13 protein-coding genes are annotated in these 16051 nt (G+C 64.6%); 1 reads left to right on the forward strand and 12 read right to left on the reverse strand.

Annotation, left to right across the window (positions count from 1 at the left end; genetic code table 11):
- On the reverse strand, positions 1–186 hold the full coding sequence (locus tag CK230_RS32280) for a hypothetical protein (RefSeq protein ID WP_141245974.1): 186 nt from the start codon (positions 184–186) through the stop codon (positions 1–3).
- A gap of 241 nt (positions 187–427) precedes the next feature.
- Here CK230_RS32280 and CK230_RS02770 point away from each other — a divergent pair, with 241 nt between their 5' ends.
- On the forward strand, positions 428–2272 hold the full coding sequence (locus CK230_RS02770) for an aminopeptidase P family protein (RefSeq protein WP_095815637.1): 1845 nt from the start codon (positions 428–430) through the stop codon (positions 2270–2272).
- 217 nt (positions 2273–2489) lie between these two features.
- On the opposite strand, the gene CK230_RS02780 is transcribed toward CK230_RS02770, so the two are convergent.
- The 11 genes from CK230_RS02780 to CK230_RS02830 form a co-directional block, all read right to left on the reverse strand.
- Positions 2490–2786, reverse strand: coding sequence for an AzlD family protein (locus tag CK230_RS02780; RefSeq protein ID WP_095815638.1), 297 nt, complete (start codon positions 2784–2786; stop codon positions 2490–2492).
- Entirely contained in the window at positions 2783–3511 is a 729-nt protein-coding gene (locus tag CK230_RS02785) for an AzlC family ABC transporter permease (protein ID WP_095815639.1), read from the reverse strand. The genes CK230_RS02780 and CK230_RS02785 overlap by 4 nt, the downstream gene beginning before the upstream one ends.
- Positions 3512–3698: 187 nt before the next feature.
- Positions 3699–4388 (reverse strand): TIGR02453 family protein, encoded by a 690-nt coding sequence (locus tag CK230_RS02790; RefSeq protein ID WP_095815640.1) that lies wholly within the window; start codon positions 4386–4388, stop codon positions 3699–3701.
- Positions 4388–6595: an NAD-dependent DNA ligase LigA gene (ligA, locus tag CK230_RS02795; RefSeq protein ID WP_095815641.1), complete on the reverse strand. Its 2208-nt coding sequence runs from the start codon at positions 6593–6595 to the stop codon at positions 4388–4390. Before ligA ends, CK230_RS02790 begins: the two co-directional genes overlap by 1 nt.
- Positions 6596–6825: 230 nt before the next feature.
- Positions 6826–8499: a DNA repair protein RecN gene (gene recN, locus CK230_RS02800; protein WP_095815847.1), complete on the reverse strand. Its 1674-nt coding sequence runs from the start codon at positions 8497–8499 to the stop codon at positions 6826–6828.
- Between the two features lie 8 nt (positions 8500–8507).
- Complete coding sequence (locus CK230_RS02805; protein ID WP_095815848.1) at positions 8508–9377, reverse strand: outer membrane protein assembly factor BamD; 870 nt, start codon at positions 9375–9377, stop codon at positions 8508–8510.
- A gap of 200 nt (positions 9378–9577) precedes the next feature.
- Positions 9578–10525: a UDP-3-O-acyl-N-acetylglucosamine deacetylase gene (gene lpxC, locus CK230_RS02810; protein WP_095815642.1), complete on the reverse strand. Its 948-nt coding sequence runs from the start codon at positions 10523–10525 to the stop codon at positions 9578–9580.
- Positions 10526–10878: 353 nt separating this feature from the next.
- A complete protein-coding gene (gene ftsZ, locus CK230_RS02815; protein ID WP_095815643.1) occupies positions 10879–12546 on the reverse strand; it encodes a cell division protein FtsZ in 1668 nt (555 codons plus the stop codon).
- Between the two features lie 67 nt (positions 12547–12613).
- A complete protein-coding gene (ftsA, locus tag CK230_RS02820) occupies positions 12614–13921 on the reverse strand; it encodes a cell division protein FtsA (protein WP_095815644.1) in 1308 nt (435 codons plus the stop codon).
- The gene (locus tag CK230_RS02825) at positions 13918–14862 is read right to left on the reverse strand and encodes a cell division protein FtsQ/DivIB (RefSeq protein ID WP_095815645.1); all 945 of its coding nucleotides are present in this window, start codon (positions 14860–14862) and stop codon (positions 13918–13920) included. The genes ftsA and CK230_RS02825 overlap by 4 nt, the downstream gene beginning before the upstream one ends.
- Positions 14850–15776: a D-alanine--D-alanine ligase gene (locus CK230_RS02830; RefSeq protein ID WP_095815646.1), complete on the reverse strand. Its 927-nt coding sequence runs from the start codon at positions 15774–15776 to the stop codon at positions 14850–14852. Before CK230_RS02830 ends, CK230_RS02825 begins: the two co-directional genes overlap by 13 nt.
- Positions 15777–16051 lie beyond the last annotated feature (275 nt).

Here is a 16051-nt window from a genome sequence, read left to right on the forward strand (position 1 = left end):
TCACACATAAAGCGAGTTTGCCGCCTTCTTCAGCTCTTCGCGATCGTAGCCATTGGCGTTCAGCGTTTCATCGTCGAGACAAAGCAGCGCCCCGTTGACGTAGCGGCTCGCCTCGCGCCGGCGAGCTTCGATCAGCGCGCTCATGGCGTTTTTGAAAAATCCGCGTCTGGCTGGAAGCGTGGACATGACAGTCTCCTTTGCAGGACAACAGGATTCATTCCTCCACACCCGGGAAACTAAGCTCTGCCGACCTGTTTGGAAATCAATGATTCTGCATGGCGTCCATGCGCAAAGACACGGGGGGCGCGCTTGGCTTGCACGCCATCCCTTCAGCATATCTGGATCATATGGTGTCTGGTGACAGATCCGTTTCAATTGGCGCACGAAATGCTCTAGGTTCGCGACAAGCATCCGAGGAGAGGCCACGATGTTCCAGACCTTTGATTCCGTTGGTGATCCGGCTGTCGGCAAGCCGCGCGTGGCCCTGCTGCGGCAGTGGTTGGCCGACAATGGCTTGGATGGCTTCATCGTTCCCCGCGCGGATGAGCACCAGGGCGAATATGTCGCCGACCGCTCGGCGCGGCTGAAATGGCTGACCGGCTTTTCCGGTTCGGCCGGCGTCGCGATCGTGCTGCGCGACCGCGCCTTCATCTTCGTCGACGGCCGCTACACGCTGCAGGTCCGAAACGAGGTCGACCTTTCGATCTTCACCGTCGAAAGCCTCATCGACAATCCGCCGCCGAGCTGGATCAAGGACAATCTCGGCAAGGGCGCGAGGCTCGGCTTCGACCCCTGGCTGCATACGATCGGCGAGGTCAGGGCGCTGAAGGCATCGGCCGAGCAATCCGGCGCGACCTTGGTGCCGCTCGACAGAAACCCCATCGACATCATCTGGAAAGACCAGCCCGAGCCGCCGCGCGCGCCGGTGGAGTTGCAAGAGCTCAATTTTGCCGGTGAGCTCGCCAAGGACAAGCTTGTGCGGCTGGCAAGCGCCATCCAGAAGGACGGCGCCACCCATGCGGTGCTGACCGACCCCTCTTCCATCGCCTGGAGCTTCAACATCCGTGGCGCCGACGTGCCGCATACGCCCCTGGCGCTCGGCTTTGCCATCCTCGCCGCCGACGGCAAGCATCAGCTGTTCATGGACCAGCGCAAATTCCCGCGCCAGGTCGCGGCCTATCTCACCCAGCTTGCCGATCCGCATGATCCGGACGAGTTCGAAGCGGCGATCGTCGATCTGGCAAAGGGCGGAGCCAAAATTGCGCTCGATCCGGTGCTGGCAGCGGACAAGCTGAGAATGCTGACCGAGGACAATGGCGGTACGGTCGTGCTGGCCGCCGATCCGGCCCGCATCCCACGTGCGACGAAAAACCAGGCCGAGATCGCCGGCAGCCGCGCCGCGCATCGCCGTGATGGCGCGGCGATCGCCAAGCTGCTTTGCTGGCTCGACCGCCAAGAGCCGGGCTCGCTGGACGAAATCGCCGTCGTCTCCAAGCTGGAGGAAGTGCGCCGCCAGACCGGCGAGGAAACGCAGATGCCGCTGCGCGACGTCTCCTTCGACACGATTTCCGGCGCCGGCCCGAACGGCGCCATCATGCACTATCGCGTCTCACGCGCCACCAGCCGCAAATTGGAAAGCGGCGAGCTGTTCCTGCTCGATTCCGGCGGCCAGTATCAGGACGGCACCACCGACATCACCCGCACCGTTCCGATCGGTGAGCCCACCGAGGAGATGCGCGAGCGCTTCACCCTCGTGCTGAAGGGCATGATCGGCATCTCGTCGCTGCGTTTCCCCGCCGGCACGCGCGGCTCGGAAATCGACGCGATTGCCCGCGTGGCACTGTGGAAGTGTGGTTGCGACTTCGCCCATGGCACCGGCCACGGCGTCGGCTCCTACCTTGCCGTGCATGAAGGCCCGCAGCGTATCGCCCGCACCGGCACTGAAAAGCTGCTTGCCGGCATGATGCTGTCCAACGAGCCGGGCTACTACAAGGAAGGCGCCTACGGCATCCGCATCGAGAACCTGATCCTGGTGACGCCGGCGGAACAGATCGAAGGCGGCGACATCGCAATGCACGGCTTCGAGACGCTGACATTGGCGCCGATCGACAAGCGCCTCATCCGCACCGATCTTCTGACGCGCGATGAGTTGCACTGGCTCGACCAATATCATGCATGGGTGCTGTCCGAGATCGGCCCGATGGTCGATGGCGAGACGCTGGCCTGGCTGGAGAAGGCGACCGCGCCGCTGCCGCACGACGCGAAGATTTGATCCTTCGATAGGTCGGCGCTGCCCCTCATTGCTCTGCCGGGCATTTCTCCCCGTATAGTGACGGGGAGAAAAATGCTCCCGCTGGCGGTTTCGCAAACTACCAGCATCGCGGAATGGGCGCCGGCGTTGCGGCCAGCCCCTTCTCCCGGTCACTATACGGGGAGAAGGTGCCGGCAGGCGGATGAGGGGCGGCGCCGGCGATTCAGGATGAAATGGGCTACCCCACGAACTGCCGCGCTAGGATCAGCACCGCCGCGCCTGCCAAAAACATCGACATCAACCCGCCGCGCAGCGAGACCAAAGCGGTGACCACCAGCGCCGCCCATTCGGCGGGCCCGGCGCCAAGAACCGCCGGCGCGACCAGCGTCGTCAGCACCGCGGCCGGCACGGCGTTCAGCCCAGCCTCGACGCGCGGGTGGATATTCTCGAAGCGCGAGATGACGAGGTGGCCGCCGACCCGGGTCAGATAGGTGGCGATCGCGCCGGCGAGGATGATCCAGAAGGTCGTGCTCATGGCCGCTCCCCTATTCCGCTGTGATGCGGCGGCAGGACCACGGCCAGCAGCACGCCGGCGATCGCGCCGATCGAGACGTGCCAGGGAGACCCGACCGTCTTATAGGCGATGATCGATGCGGCCGCGCTTGCGGCGACGACGGGCAGCCAGAGCGGCCGCTTGCGGAAACCGAGGACAAGGCCGAGGAAGTAGATCGGCAGCAGGAAATCGATGCCCAGCGCGTGGGTATCGGGAATGAGCTTGCCGAACACCGCGCCCAACCCGCTTTCGATGACCCAGAACAGGTAGACCGGCAGGCCAAGCCCAAGATACCAGACGAACCCGACCGGCTTGCCCGACACGGCCCTCGCCTCCGCCACGGCAAATTGCGGGTCGGTCAGGATGAAGTAGCCCAACGCCTGCTGCAGCAGTGGCCAATGCGCGATGCGCCGGCCGATGCCGGCCGAATAGAGCACGTGGCGAAAATTCACCGCGAAGATCGACAGCACGATCAGCCATGGCGCGACATGCTGGCCGAACAATTCGATGCCGACCATCTGGCTGGCGCCGCCATAGATCATCGCGCTCATCAGAAAGGCTTCGAGGACGGAGAAACCATTGTCGACGGCCAACGCGCCGAACAGCACCGCGAACGGCGCCGAGGCGACGACGACCGGCATCGACAGCCGCACGCCATCCCAGAAATCGCTGGCGGGCCTGCCCTCAGAGATTGCTTCCGCCGTCATCAGCCGCTCCTAATGCATGTCGCCCAGAAATGCCCAGAGGTTCTGGGACAACATGCATGAAAACAAAGACTTGAAGCGCGCCGCCCGAATCCGTTCCAGCGCGACGCGCCTCAAGTACGGCCTGATGTAGGGAGCGTCGCCGTCAATGTCACACCAATTCGCTTGACCCGACGATCAGCGGAACTGATCACTTTACGGCCGTCCCCTGGATCGCCTTGCCCCAGTCGAGCAGCGGCCTGGCGCCAAGCGTGAAGTCGACGAGATCGTCGACCAGCGCCGGCGAATGGATCGTCGCCGGATCGATGTCGTGCCGGACCACGAAATGCCGGCTCCGTACCGCCTGGGCGAGATCCTCGTCGGCGACGTCCTCGAAACCGCGCGGCGCGCGCTTCAGGCGGTCCTCCGCATCGAGCTCCAGACCTGCCTTCTTGAGCGACGAAACCATGGCGCGGAACGTGGCCGGCTTGGTCACGATCGCCTTGCGCATCGCCTGCAGCAGCTCCGGCGCCGGTTGCCACCAGGCGACGCCGGCGAAGCAACGCTCCAGCCCGATATGCACATAGAAGACGCCTTGTGACATCTTGCTGCCGTCCGGCGACAGGATCGCCGACAGATGCCGGTTGTAGGGCCGCTTGTCCTTGGCGAAGCGCACGTCGCGATTGATGCGGAACAGCGATTTCTTGCGGTCGCCGCGCAAGCCGAGCTTGGCCGCCTCGAAGCGCTCGCTGAGCGTCTCGACGAGATCGCAAAACGGTCCATGCAGCTCGCTGTCGAAGAGGTCGCGGTTCTCCTGGAACCATTCCCGGCTCTGGTGGAAATCGAGCGCCTTCAGGAACGGGATGGCCTTCAGCCCGAACCCCTTGAACGCGCCGGCCATCAGCCGGCCCTGCCGATGCGCTGCAGCCAGGTATCCTCGTCGATCACCTCGATGCCGAGATCGCTTGCAACTTTCAGCTTCGAGCCGGCGCCGGGACCTGCCACCACCAGGTCGGTCTTGGCCGAAACCGAGCCCGCCACCTTGGCGCCGAGCCGCTCCGCCATCGCCTTGGCTTCCGAGCGCGTCATCTTTTCCAGCGAGCCGGTGAACACCACCGTCTTGCCGGAGACTTCGCTGCCGGCCGAGATTTCCATGACATAGGGTTTCGGGTGGACCTGCGCGAGCAAGGCCTCCAGCACGTCGTCATTACGCTCATTGCCGAAGAAGTCGCGCAGCGCGTTGATCACCGTGTCGCCGATGCCGTTGATCGACGGGAAGACGGTATGCGGATCCTCCGCCTTTGCCGTCTCCTTGCCCACGCGGATCAGCTCCTCGATGGTCGAGAACTGACGGGCAAGCACGGCCGCCGTCGTTTCGCCGATGTGGCGGATGCCGAGCGCGAAGATGAAGCGGTCGAGCTCCGGCTCGCGGCGCGCGTCGATGGCGGCGAAGAGCTTGTCGAGGCCCTCATAGTTGCGCTCCTCGACGCTGCGCACATTCTTGCGTGTCTTGCCCGAGGCTTCCTCGCGCAGCCGCGCCTGCTCCTCGCGCCGCTCGGCCAGCGCCTTGGTGACCGCCGGGCGGCGATCCTTCAGCGTGAAGATGTCGGCCGCGGTCTTGACCAGCCCCGCATTGAAGAAGAGGTCGATGTTTTCCGCGCCAAGGCCCTCGATGTCGAGCGCACCCCGCGACACGAAATGGCGCAGCCTTTCCACCGCCTGGGCGGCGCAGATCAGCTCGCCGGTGCAGCGCCGGCGCGAATCCTCCTTGCCCGTCTTCTCGTTGATCTCGCGCGTCGCCGGCGAGCCGCAGACCGGGCAGGTATGCGGGAATTCGTAAGGCACGGCATTGGCCGGCCGCTTGTCGATGACGACGCTGACGATCTGCGGGATGACGTCCCCTGCCCGCTGGATGACCACCGTGTCGCCGATGCGCACGTCGATGCCGTCGCGGATCGGCTGGCCGTTGCTGTCGAAGCCCTTGATATAGTCCTCGTTGTGCAGCGTGACGTTCTCGACCACCACGCCGCCGACGGTCACCGGCGCCAGCCGCGCCACCGGCGCCAGCGTGCCGGTGCGGCCGACCTGGATGTCGATCTTCTCGACCGTGGTCATTGCCTGCTCGGCCGGGAATTTGTGGGCGACCGCCCAGCGCGGTTCGCCGGTCACGAAACCCCAGCGGCGCTGCAGCTCCAGCTGGTCGACCTTGTAGACGACGCCGTCTATGTCGTAGCCGAGCGAGGAACGCTGTTCCTCGATCCGGTGGTAGTGGGCGACGAGTTCGTCCTTGGACTTCGCCCGGACCATCAGCGGGCTGACCTTAAAACCCCATTCGGCGAATTTCTGCACCGCGTCGAACTGCGTCGGAGCCGGATCCGCTGTCGTATAGCCCCAGGCATAGGCGAAAAATTTGAGGTTGCGGCTGGCGGTGACCGACGGATCCTTCTGGCGGAGCGATCCGGCCGCCGTGTTGCGCGGATTGACGTAGTCCTGGCCGCCGACCGCGGCCGAGCGCTGTTTCAAAGCTTCGAACTCGGCATAGGTCATGTAGACCTCGCCGCGGATTTCGATGACCTCCGGCCAGCCCGAGCCCTGCAGCTTCTTCGGGATGTCGGCAATGGTCTTCAGGTTGGCGGTGATGTCCTCGCCGACCGCGCCGTCGCCGCGCGTCGCGCCCTGCACGAACACGCCGTTCTCATAGCGCAGCGAGGCCGACAGGCCGTCGATCTTCGGCTCGGCGGTGAAGGCGATGTCGAGGTCCTTGTCGCGGTCGAAGAAGCGCCTTCCGCGTTCGATGAAATCGGCGACATCCTGATCGGTATAGGCCTTGGCGAGGCTGAGCATCGGCACCGCGTGCCGGACCTTGGCAAAGCCCTCCGCCGGCGCGGCACCGACCCTGAGCGACGGCGAATCCTCGCGCACGAGATCAGGAAAGCGCTCCTCGATCGCGAGATTGCGCCGCGCCAAGGCGTCATATTCAGCGTCCGAGATCGTCGGGGCGTCTTCGGTGTGGTAGCGCCGGTCGTGCTCGGCGATCTCCGCCGCGAGCCGCTTCAGCTCCTCCGCGGCTTCGCCTTCGCTCAGCGATTCGACTGGTTTTTCCGACATGAAAGGCGGTCCTCGAATTATGGCGGGCCACTATAAATCAGGATTCGCTGGCATGAAGTCGCCTTGCGCAAAAATCATTCCCGAACAGCAGGATGCAGCCATCTGCTGACTCAGCTTGCAAGGCCGGAGAATCAAACTCCAAGGATGTGTTGAGATTCAGGTCAGGCCGAGCACCGGAAGCGCAGGAAACCGCCGTTCGCAGACCGGCCTCACCTGAATATCAGCACATCCTAAGCGGCGGCCGTATTCTCGCGCAGCAACCTCTCCGCAGCGGCGCGCGCCTCGTCGGTGATGACGGCGCCCGCCAGCATGCGCGCGATCTCCTCCTGACGCGCCGCGCGGTCCATTTCGGCGATGCCGGTGGCGACACGGTCCTTGCCGCCGGATTTGGAGATCAGGAAATGCGTAGCCGCCCGCGCGGCCACCTGCGGCGCATGCGTGACCGAAAGCACCTGCACGCGCTTCGACAGCCGCGCCAGCCGCTGGCCGATGGCGTCGGCCACCGCGCCGCCGACGCCGGTGTCGATTTCGTCGAAGACCAGGGTGGGCGCCGACCCGCGATCGGCCAGCGCCACTTTCAGCGCCAAAAGAAACCGCGAGAGCTCGCCGCCGGAGGCGACCTTCATCATCGGCCCCGGCCTGGTGCCCGGATTGGTGCGCACCCAGAATTCGACCTGGTCGACGCCTTCTTCCATGCGGCTTTCGGCATCGCTTCCGATCTCGACGATGAACTCGGCCCGCTCGAGCTTCAGCGCCGGCAGCTCCGCCATCACCGCCTTGGTCAGGCCCGACGCCGCCGCCTGGCGCAGCGAGGAAAGCTGCGCCGCGGAAATATCGTAGGCCTCGCGCCCCGCGGCGGCCTGCTTTTCCAGCGCATGCAACCGCTCCTCGCCAGCATCGAGATCAGCAAGGTCGGCCACCATCGTGTCGCGCAGTTGCGCCAGGTCGTCCACCGCGACATTGTGCTTGCGCGAGGCCGCGCGCAGCGCAAACAGCCGCTCCTCCGCCTTGTCCAGGCGCTGCGGGTCATATTCGGTGGCGCGAAGCGCGGCTTCCACGCCGGACTGCGCCGCATCGAGCGAGATCATCGCCTCGTCCAGCGATTTCACCACATCGTCGAGCAGGCCCGGCGCCTCGCCCGACTTGCGCTGCAGCCGGCGCAACAGGCTGGCGAGTTGCGGCAGGGGCGAGGACGGTCCCGACAGCACATCCTGCGCGTCATGGATTTCGGCGGCGATCTTTTCCACCCGCATCATCTGCGCGCGCAGTTCCGCAAGCTCCGTCTCCTCGCCCGGCTGCGGATCGAGCTTGGCAAGCTCGGTGACGGAAGCGCGCAGATAATCGGCCTCGCGCGCCGCCGCCTCGACCTTGGCGCGATGCCGGGAAAGCTCGTGCTCGCAGTTTTGCCAGTAGCGCCAGGCTTCGCCCGTGCCGCGCACGGCGCCCAGATGGCCGCCGAAACTGTCCAGCAGTTCGCGATGCGCGCCAGGGTCGACCAGCGCGCGCTCGTCATGCTGGCCATGAATCTCGACCAATGCGCGGCCGACATCGCGCATCAGCGTGACGCTGGAGGGCTGGTCGTTGACAAAGACGCGGGTGCGGCCGTCGGCCGTCTGCACGCGGCGCAGGATGATGTCGCCGTCATCCTCGATGTCGTTTTCGGCAAGCAGCGCGCGCGCCGGATGGTTGCGCGGCACGTCGAACACCGCGATGACCTGGCCCTGCGCCGCGCCATGGCGCACGAGCGAGGCGTCGCCGCGCGCGCCGAGCGCCAGCGACAAGGCATCGAGCAGGATGGATTTGCCGGCGCCGGTTTCGCCGGTCAGCACAGAAAGCCCGGGCAGGAAGTCGATGTCCAGCTTCTCGATCAGGACGATATCGCGGATCGACAGTCTGGACAGCATCGCAAGCTTCAGGCGCCGGTGATCATCTTCCCAGCCTTGGAGATCCACGATCCGGCATTCTCGCGCGGCTCAAGCCCGTTGCTCTGCAGGAGCTTGTAGGAATCCTTGTACCACTGGCTGTCCGGATAGTTGGTGCCGAGCACCGCCGCGGCCGTCTGCGCTTCCGAGGTCAGGCCCATCGCATAATAGGATTCGGTCAGGCGCGCGAGCGCCTCCTCGACATGGCGGGTGTTGGAATAGGTTTCGACCACCGTGCGGAAGCGCTTCACGGCGGCGATGTATTCGCGGCGCTCGAGATAGTAGCGGCCGACCTGCATCTCCTTGCCGGCAAGCTGGTCGTTGGCAAAGCGGATCTTGTCCTTGGCGTCGGTGACATATTCGGAGTCCGGCCAACGCGTCACCAGATCCTGCATGGTCTGGATGGTCTGGCGCGCTTCCTTCTGGTCCTGGGTGACATCCTTGATCTGCCGGTAGTAGCTCAAGCCGATGATATATTGGGCGTAGGGCGCGTCATCGGTCGTCGGATAAAGCGTCAGATAACGCTTCGCGGTGCCGATCGCCTCATCGTATTTGCCGGCGCGATAATCGGCGAAAGCGCCCATCACCATCGATTTGCGGGCGAATTCCGAATAGGGATGCTGGCGGTCGACGGCATCGAATTTCTTGCTCGCCTCGTCGAGGCGGCCGGCATTCATGTTGGCCAGGCCCTGGTTGTAGAGGACGTCGGCCGGCTCGGTCTGATCGACATAGGTCGCCAGGTTGACGTCCTTCTCCGAGGACATGCAGGCCGACAGAACGAGCGCGGGAGCAACCACCGACAGCGCCAGCAAAACACCCCGACGCGGCGCTACCGATTGACCAACTCGCGAAAAAAACATGTTTGGATTCCGCCCCTTCGGCGTCGTTTCGGTCCGGGCCGAAGCCATAAACCATTATCCCCTTGCCCGGCAACGCTATGTCCGGCCAATCGCACATTTTTGTGGCGGCCCGGCGCTGCGTCCGAGGTTGTGCAATTTCAGCGATTCGTGATGCAATCGCGCAACACAGCCTCACTACAACGCCAGAAAACGGTTAAAAATCAGATCACCCAAGGCGCGTAGACCGGCCGGCTGACGGCAATCATCTCTGCAACGCGGCCGCGCTCGCGGCGCCTCGTCTCGACGATCTCGAAGGACGAGTGGTCGGAAAGCAGCCTGCGCAACGCGGACGCGTTCATCCGGTGGCCGCCGCGATAGGAACGGAAACAGCCGATGAAGCGCGCGCCGGCCAGCGCCAGGTCGCCCATCGCATCGAGCGTCTTGTGACGGGCGAACTCGTTGGGATAGCGCAGCCCGCCGACATTGATGACGCGGTTGTCGTCGCCGATGACCAGCGAGTTTTCCAGCGACGAGCCGAGCGCGTAGCCGGCGGCCCAAAGCCTCTCGACGTCCTTCATGAAGCCGAAGGTGCGGGCACGCGCGATGTCGCGGCGGAAGATGTCGGGATTGATGTCGGAGGCGAATTGCTGGCGGCCGATCGCCGGGCTTTCGAAATCGATCTCGACCTCGAACCGCGTGCCGTCATAGGGACGGAATTCCGCCCAGGATGCGCCGGCTTCCACGCGCACCGGCTTGACGACGCGGATATAGCGGCGCTTCACCGCCAGCGTCTCCATGCCGGCCTGGTCGAAGGCTTCGATGAACGCCATCGCGCTGCCGTCGAGTATCGGAACTTCCGAACCGTCGATCTCGATGATGAGATTGTCGATGCCGAGGCCGAACACCGTCGCCATCAGGTGCTCGACGGTGCCGATATGCGCGCCGGCCGGATCGCCGAGCATGGTGCAAAGATCGGTGGCGCCGACTTCCGCGACCAGGGCGCGGAGCTCATGGGTTTCGCCGCCGTTCGAAAGATGGAAGACAATACCCGTATCGGCGTCGGCCGGCAGGAAATGAACGGTGACGGTCTTGCCGCTATGGACGCCGATGCCAGCCAGCGTCGCACGCGATTTCACTGTCGTCTGATAGTCGTGCAAGAGTAACCCCATAGCCCCAAATGCCTGCGTCCGCTCATCGGCCTTGGGTATCTTGCAGCCAGATGAACTGTCTGGCGCTCGCATGGAATGCGGCAAAATAAGCAAGAGCATGCGGCTCTGTGTGATCGGCAGGCAGGGCTACTCCCCGAATCCCGGCAAACCGACTTTAGTCCGTGGCGAAGATAATGGCCCGCCCTGGAGACTCCAAATCACGGTTTCTTACCCCGTGTAACCACGGGATTGCGTCAAAAATGGTCGATAAGCCATTGTTTTTCTTGAATTTTACAAAAGCAACAGGCAGACGATTTCTCGTCTGCCTGTTAACAACCGTTATATATCGTTAACGATCGGCGGTACGCCGTCGCTCAGTTGGCCTGGCGGCGCAGGAAGGCCGGGATTTCCAGCTGGTCGTCTTCCTGGACCGTGCGGGCCTGCGGCGTCAGCCGGCCCTGGTCGTCGAGCTGGCCGCGGCGCGGCGCGTAGAGCTGCGGATCCTGGCTGGCGAGGCGGCGCATCTCGGGCGCTGCCTGGCGCAGCTTCGGTTCGCGCGGCTGCGCCGGCTGGAGCCGGGCCGGCTCTTCCTCGCGGCGGGTCAGGCCGTTGGTCAAGCGCTTGATCAGCCCCATCGGACCGCTGTTCTCATGGTCCGCGGGGCGGGTCTTGGCTTCGACCTCAGCCCTTACCACCGGCGGAAAATCCTCCACCCGCGGCATGCGCTGCGGCGCGGCGGCCACCGGCTGCGGCATCTCGCGCTGCGGCGCGGGCTGCTGCATGACCTGCGGCTGCATCACCGGCTGCGGCTGCGGTTGCGGCTGGGCCGGCGGGGCCTGGAAGATCTTGCTCTGCGGCCGGAAGTCGTCGACCGGGGCGGGGCGCGGCTGCGCCATCGCGGCTGCGTTTGCCTCGGCAAGCTGGATCGCCTCGGCGACCGGATCGACCGCGCGCGGCTCATAGGCCTGCGGCTGGACCGGAGCGGGACGGATTTCAGCGACCGGAGCCGCCGCCGGGCGGGCGGCCGGCTTCTGCGGCGCGCGAATCGAGATCGGCGCCGCGGCGATTTCGGCGGCCGACTTGTCGATGCCGGTGGCGACGACCGACACGCGGATCACGCCCTCCAGTTCCTCGTCGAAGGTAGCGCCCAGGATAATGTTGGCGTCCTGGTCGACCTCCTCGCGGATGCGGGTCGCGGCCTCGTCCACCTCGAAAAGCGTGAGGTCGCGGCCGCCGGTGATCGATATCAGCAGGCCCTTGGCGCCCTTCATCGAGGTCTCGTCGAGCAGCGGGTTGGCGATCGCGGCTTCGGCGGCGGCCATCGCGCGGCCCTCGCCCGAAGCTTCGCCGGTGCCCATCATCGCCTTGCCCATCTCGCGCATCACCGAGCGCACGTCGGCGAAGTCGAGATTGATCAGGCCTTCCTTGACCATCAGGTCGGTGATGCAGGCGACGCCCGAATAGAGCACCTGGTCGGCCATGGCGAAGGCATCGGCGAAGGTGGTCTTGTCATTGGCCAGCCGGAACAGGTTCTGGTTGGGGATGACGATCAGGGTGTCGACGCATTTCTGCAGTTCCTCGATGCCCATGTCGGCCGTCTTCATGCGGCGCTGGCCCTCGAAGTGGAACGGCTTGGTGACGACGCCCACGGTGAGGATGCCCTTCTCGCGCGCCGCGCGGGCAACGACCGGAGCGGCGCCCGTGCCGGTGCCGCCGCCCATGCCGGCGGTGACGAAGCACATATGGGTGTTGGACAGATGATCGATGATCTCGTCGATGCACTCTTCCGCCGCCGCGCGGCCGACTTCCGGCTGAGAGCCGGCGCCGAGGCCTTCGGTGACATGCGCGCCGAGCTGGATCAGCCGCTCGGCCTTCGACATCGTCAGCGCCTGTGCGTCGGTGTTGGCCACCACGAACTCGACGCCGCGCAAGCCGGCGGTGATCATGTTGTTGACGGCATTGCCGCCGCCGCCGCCGACACCGAAAACGGTGATGCGGGGCTTAAGCTCGGTGATGTCCGGCTTTTGCAGATTGATGGTCATTGTCTCCGTCCTTTGCCTTTCCCGCCGCCTCGCCGCTGCGGCCGCCTATGGGGCTGTCCCCGTCAAATTAAAAACTGTCTCTCAACCACTGACTCATGCGATGCAGTCTTCCGCCCGTTCCGGTCATCCTGAAACCGGAAAGTCCTTTCGCCGAATGGCTCTCGAAGCTCGCCATCTGCGGGTAGATCATCAATCCGACCGGGGTCGAGAATGCCGGCCCCTTGGCCGCCTCCGGCAGGCCCGCCACTCCAAGCGGACGGCCGATGCGCACATTGCGTCCGAGAATGCGGCGCGCCGCTTCCGGCAGACCGGAGAGCTGACTGGCGCCGCCGGTGAGCACGACGCGTTTTCCCACAGCATTGCCGTAGCCGGACTTGTTCAGCCGGTCGCGCAAAAGCTCGAGCGTCTCGTCGATGCGCGCGCGGATGATGCGCGTCATCACCGAGCGCGGTATCTGCGACGGCACATCGCCTTCCTCGCCGATCGGCTGGATCGAGACGAGGTCGCGGTCGTCGGCGCTTCCGGGCAGCGCCGAGCCATGCATCACCTTCAGCCGCTCCGCGGCATCGAGCGAAGTCGACAGGCCCTTGGCCATGTCGAGCGTCACATGGTTGCCGCCGATGGCGATGGCGTCGCCATGGATGAACTTGCCTTCCGAGAAGACCGAGATGGTCGTCGTGCCGCCGCCCATGTCGATGCAGGCGGCGCCCATTTCGAGTTCGTCGTCGACCAGCGAGGCAAGCCCGCTGGCATAGGGCGTCGCCACCATGCGCTCGACCGACAGATGCGAGCGGTTGATGCAAAGCTCGAGATTGCGCATCGGCGCCGCGTCGCCCGTCAGCACATGCATGTCGACGCCAAGCGCATCGCCCACCATGCCGCGTGGGTCGCGCATGCCGCGCTCACCATCGAGCGAGAAGCCGACAGGCAGCGAATGGATCACCTCGCGCTCGGCCCTGAGCGCGTGCTTGGCGCCGGCGGCGAGCACGCGCTTGATATCGACTTCCTCGACCTGATGACCACCGAGATTGATGGTCGCCGAAAAGGCTTCGCTCTTCAGGCGACCCGCCGTCATGTTGACGATAAGGGAATCGACCGTGAGCCCCGCCATACGCTCGGCCGCGTCCACAGCAAGGCGGATGGCATGCTCGGCGCGGTCGAGGTCGACCACGACGCCTGACTTCACGCCCTGCGATTTCTGATGGCCGATGCCGATCACCTGGATGCGGTGGGAACGTCCGCGCAGCAGCTTGCCGTCTTCGTTCGGCTTGAGCTTCGCCACCACGCAGCAAACTTTGCTGGAGCCGACATCGAGCACCGTGAGTGTGCCCGACCGGCGCGAAGATTGATCGGCACCGCCGCCAAGCCAACTCATATCTTCGTCCCCGCCTTGCGCTTGGCCAGGTTCTTCGGCTTGTCGCTGAGCGCGGCCTCGCGCTGCGTCGCGGCTTCCGGCGAAAGCTCCACGACCAGCCGGTCGGGGAGCCGCATGTCGACGGCGGCGATGTCGCGCGTCAAAAGCCCGTTGTCATGGTCGATCTTGACGAGCTCGGCGATCGCCTGGTCCTCGTCGTCTTCCGGCAGCTTGATCGTGATGCCGTTCTCGAGCCTCAGGTCCCAGCGCCGTTCGCCGACCCGGATATAGCCTTTGACCCGCGCCGCAAGCTCGGGATAGCGCTCGATCTTGGTGAGAAACGCCGGCGCCATCGCCGGCGCGCCGGTGCCGATGATCAGCGGCAGCTGTGCCTGCTTGCCGCCCGAGAACGGCGCGATCACTTCGCCCGACTTTTCGACGACCGAAACCGATGCACCCTGCTGCCAGAGCGCGAAGGGCTCGCGCTCCTCGATGCGCACTTCCAGCGTATGAGGGTAGATCTTGCGCACCGCCGCGCCCTCGACCCAGGGCAGCGTCGCGATGCGCTCGCGCGCAGCCTCGGCATCGAAGCCGATCAGCGATGTCCAGCCGTCAAGGCCGAGCCGGTCGAGCACGTCGATCTCGGACGTCTGACGGTTGCCGACCACCTTGATCTGATCGACGGCAAAGCCGGTGCGGGCCGTAATGCCCTGCACGACGCTGTCGGAGTAGCCGCCAAGAAAAGCGCCATAGGCGCTGCTCGACGCGATGAGCACGGCGGAAAGGATCGCTGCCGAAAAGCGCGGCGCCTCGTACTCGCCGCCACACAGGCGCGCCAGCACACGCACCGGCCGGCGAAGCTGACGCGGCAAGACGAAACGGTCGAATGACAGCGGCACGCCGAACAGCGCGGGACCAGCCGCGTTGCCGCCATTACCCTGTCCCCACCTCAACGCAGACACGAAGCGTCCTCCACCATCCAACTCAACAAATCGCCGAACGAGTGTCCCGCTTGCGCGGCGATTTCGGGCACCAGAGACGTCGGCGTCATGCCCGGCTGAGTGTTGACCTCGAGCCAGACAACCTCGCCGTTTTCGGAGTGACGGTCGTCGTAACGGAAGTCCGATCGGGAGACGCCCCGGCAACCAATGGCAAGATGAGCCTTGAGGGCCAGTGTCTGTATTTTTTGGTAAATATTCGGTGAAATTTTAGCAGGGATTTCGTGTTTTGATCCGCCGGGAACGTATTTTGAGTCGTAGTCGTAGAAGGAATGCCCGGTCGGGATGATCTCGCAGACGCCGAGCGCCACATCGCCCATCACCGCGCAGGTCAATTCGCGTCCATGGATGTAGCGCTCGACCATGACGGTCTCGCCATATTGCCACTCGGTCGAGCCGATCAGCTGCGGCGGATGCGACTGCCCCTCATGTACGATGACGACGCCGAAGCTCGACCCCTCATTGACCGGCTTGACCACATAAGGCGGCTTCATCGGGTGCTTGTTCTGGACAGCGAAGCGGTTGACCACCTTGGATTCCGCGACCGGAATGCCGGCCGCCTTGGCAACCTTCTTGGCCTGCTCCTTGTTCATGGCCAGCGCCGAAGCGAGCACGCCCGAATGGGTGTAGGGAATTGCGAGATATTCGAGAATTCCCTGGATGGTCCCGTCCTCGCCGAACGGGCCATGCAGCGCGTTGAAGGCAACGTCAGGCTTGAGCTCGGCAAGCACAGACCCGACATCGCGCGAAACATCGACGCGGGTGACCTGATAGCCTTCAGTCTCAAGCGCATCCGCACACGCCTTCCCCGAGGACAGAGACACGGGCCGCTCCGAGGAAAATCCCCCCAGGAGAACAGCCACATGCTTCTTCTTCATTCCCGTCACCCCTCTCACGCCGGGCCTGCAACCATTATTCCCGCACCGCATCCCCAAGCATTGAGTCCGAGTCTTCCGGCGGGTTGCCCCCCAGACGGAAAACGCGGCTGAACGCGTCGAACGACTCAAATCAGGAAACGCTTCAGGGCAGAGAATCAGAGAGTTGATTCGCTGGCAAGTGCCTATGATTCCGAGAGATTCACTTTCCGCGAAAACAGTCGAGAAAAGTGTGTTGTTGAGTCTTCGCAGCAACGGTTGACGCCGCCGCGAGGCGC

Origin of the sequence: Mesorhizobium sp. WSM3859, assembly GCF_002295065.1 — a bacterium.
Classification (GTDB): domain Bacteria; phylum Pseudomonadota; class Alphaproteobacteria; order Rhizobiales; family Rhizobiaceae; genus Mesorhizobium.

Coding starts and splice junctions, on each gene's coding strand:
- CK230_RS02785 (WP_095815639.1), bottom strand. CDS start 3,511: ATGACGGCGGAAGCAATCTCTGAGGGCAGGCCCGCCAGCGATTTCTGG.
- recN (WP_095815847.1), bottom strand. CDS start 8,499: ATGCTGTCCAGACTGTCGATCCGCGATATCGTCCTGATCGAGAAGCTG.
- lpxC (WP_095815642.1), bottom strand. CDS start 10,525: ATGGGGTTACTCTTGCACGACTATCAGACGACAGTGAAATCGCGTGCG.
- ftsZ (WP_095815643.1), bottom strand. CDS start 12,546: ATGACCATCAATCTGCAAAAGCCGGACATCACCGAGCTTAAGCCCCGC.
- CK230_RS02830 (WP_095815646.1), bottom strand. CDS start 15,776: ATGAAGAAGAAGCATGTGGCTGTTCTCCTGGGGGGATTTTCCTCGGAG.
- CK230_RS02770 (WP_095815637.1), top strand. CDS start 428: ATGTTCCAGACCTTTGATTCCGTTGGTGATCCGGCTGTCGGCAAGCCG.
- CK230_RS32280 (WP_141245974.1), bottom strand. CDS start 186: ATGTCCACGCTTCCAGCCAGACGCGGATTTTTCAAAAACGCCATGAGC.
- CK230_RS02805 (WP_095815848.1), bottom strand. CDS start 9,377: ATGTTTTTTTCGCGAGTTGGTCAATCGGTAGCGCCGCGTCGGGGTGTT.
- CK230_RS02780 (WP_095815638.1), bottom strand. CDS start 2,786: ATGAGCACGACCTTCTGGATCATCCTCGCCGGCGCGATCGCCACCTAT.
- ftsA (WP_095815644.1), bottom strand. CDS start 13,921: ATGAGTTGGCTTGGCGGCGGTGCCGATCAATCTTCGCGCCGGTCGGGC.
- ligA (WP_095815641.1), bottom strand. CDS start 6,595: ATGTCGGAAAAACCAGTCGAATCGCTGAGCGAAGGCGAAGCCGCGGAG.
- CK230_RS02790 (WP_095815640.1), bottom strand. CDS start 4,388: ATGGCCGGCGCGTTCAAGGGGTTCGGGCTGAAGGCCATCCCGTTCCTG.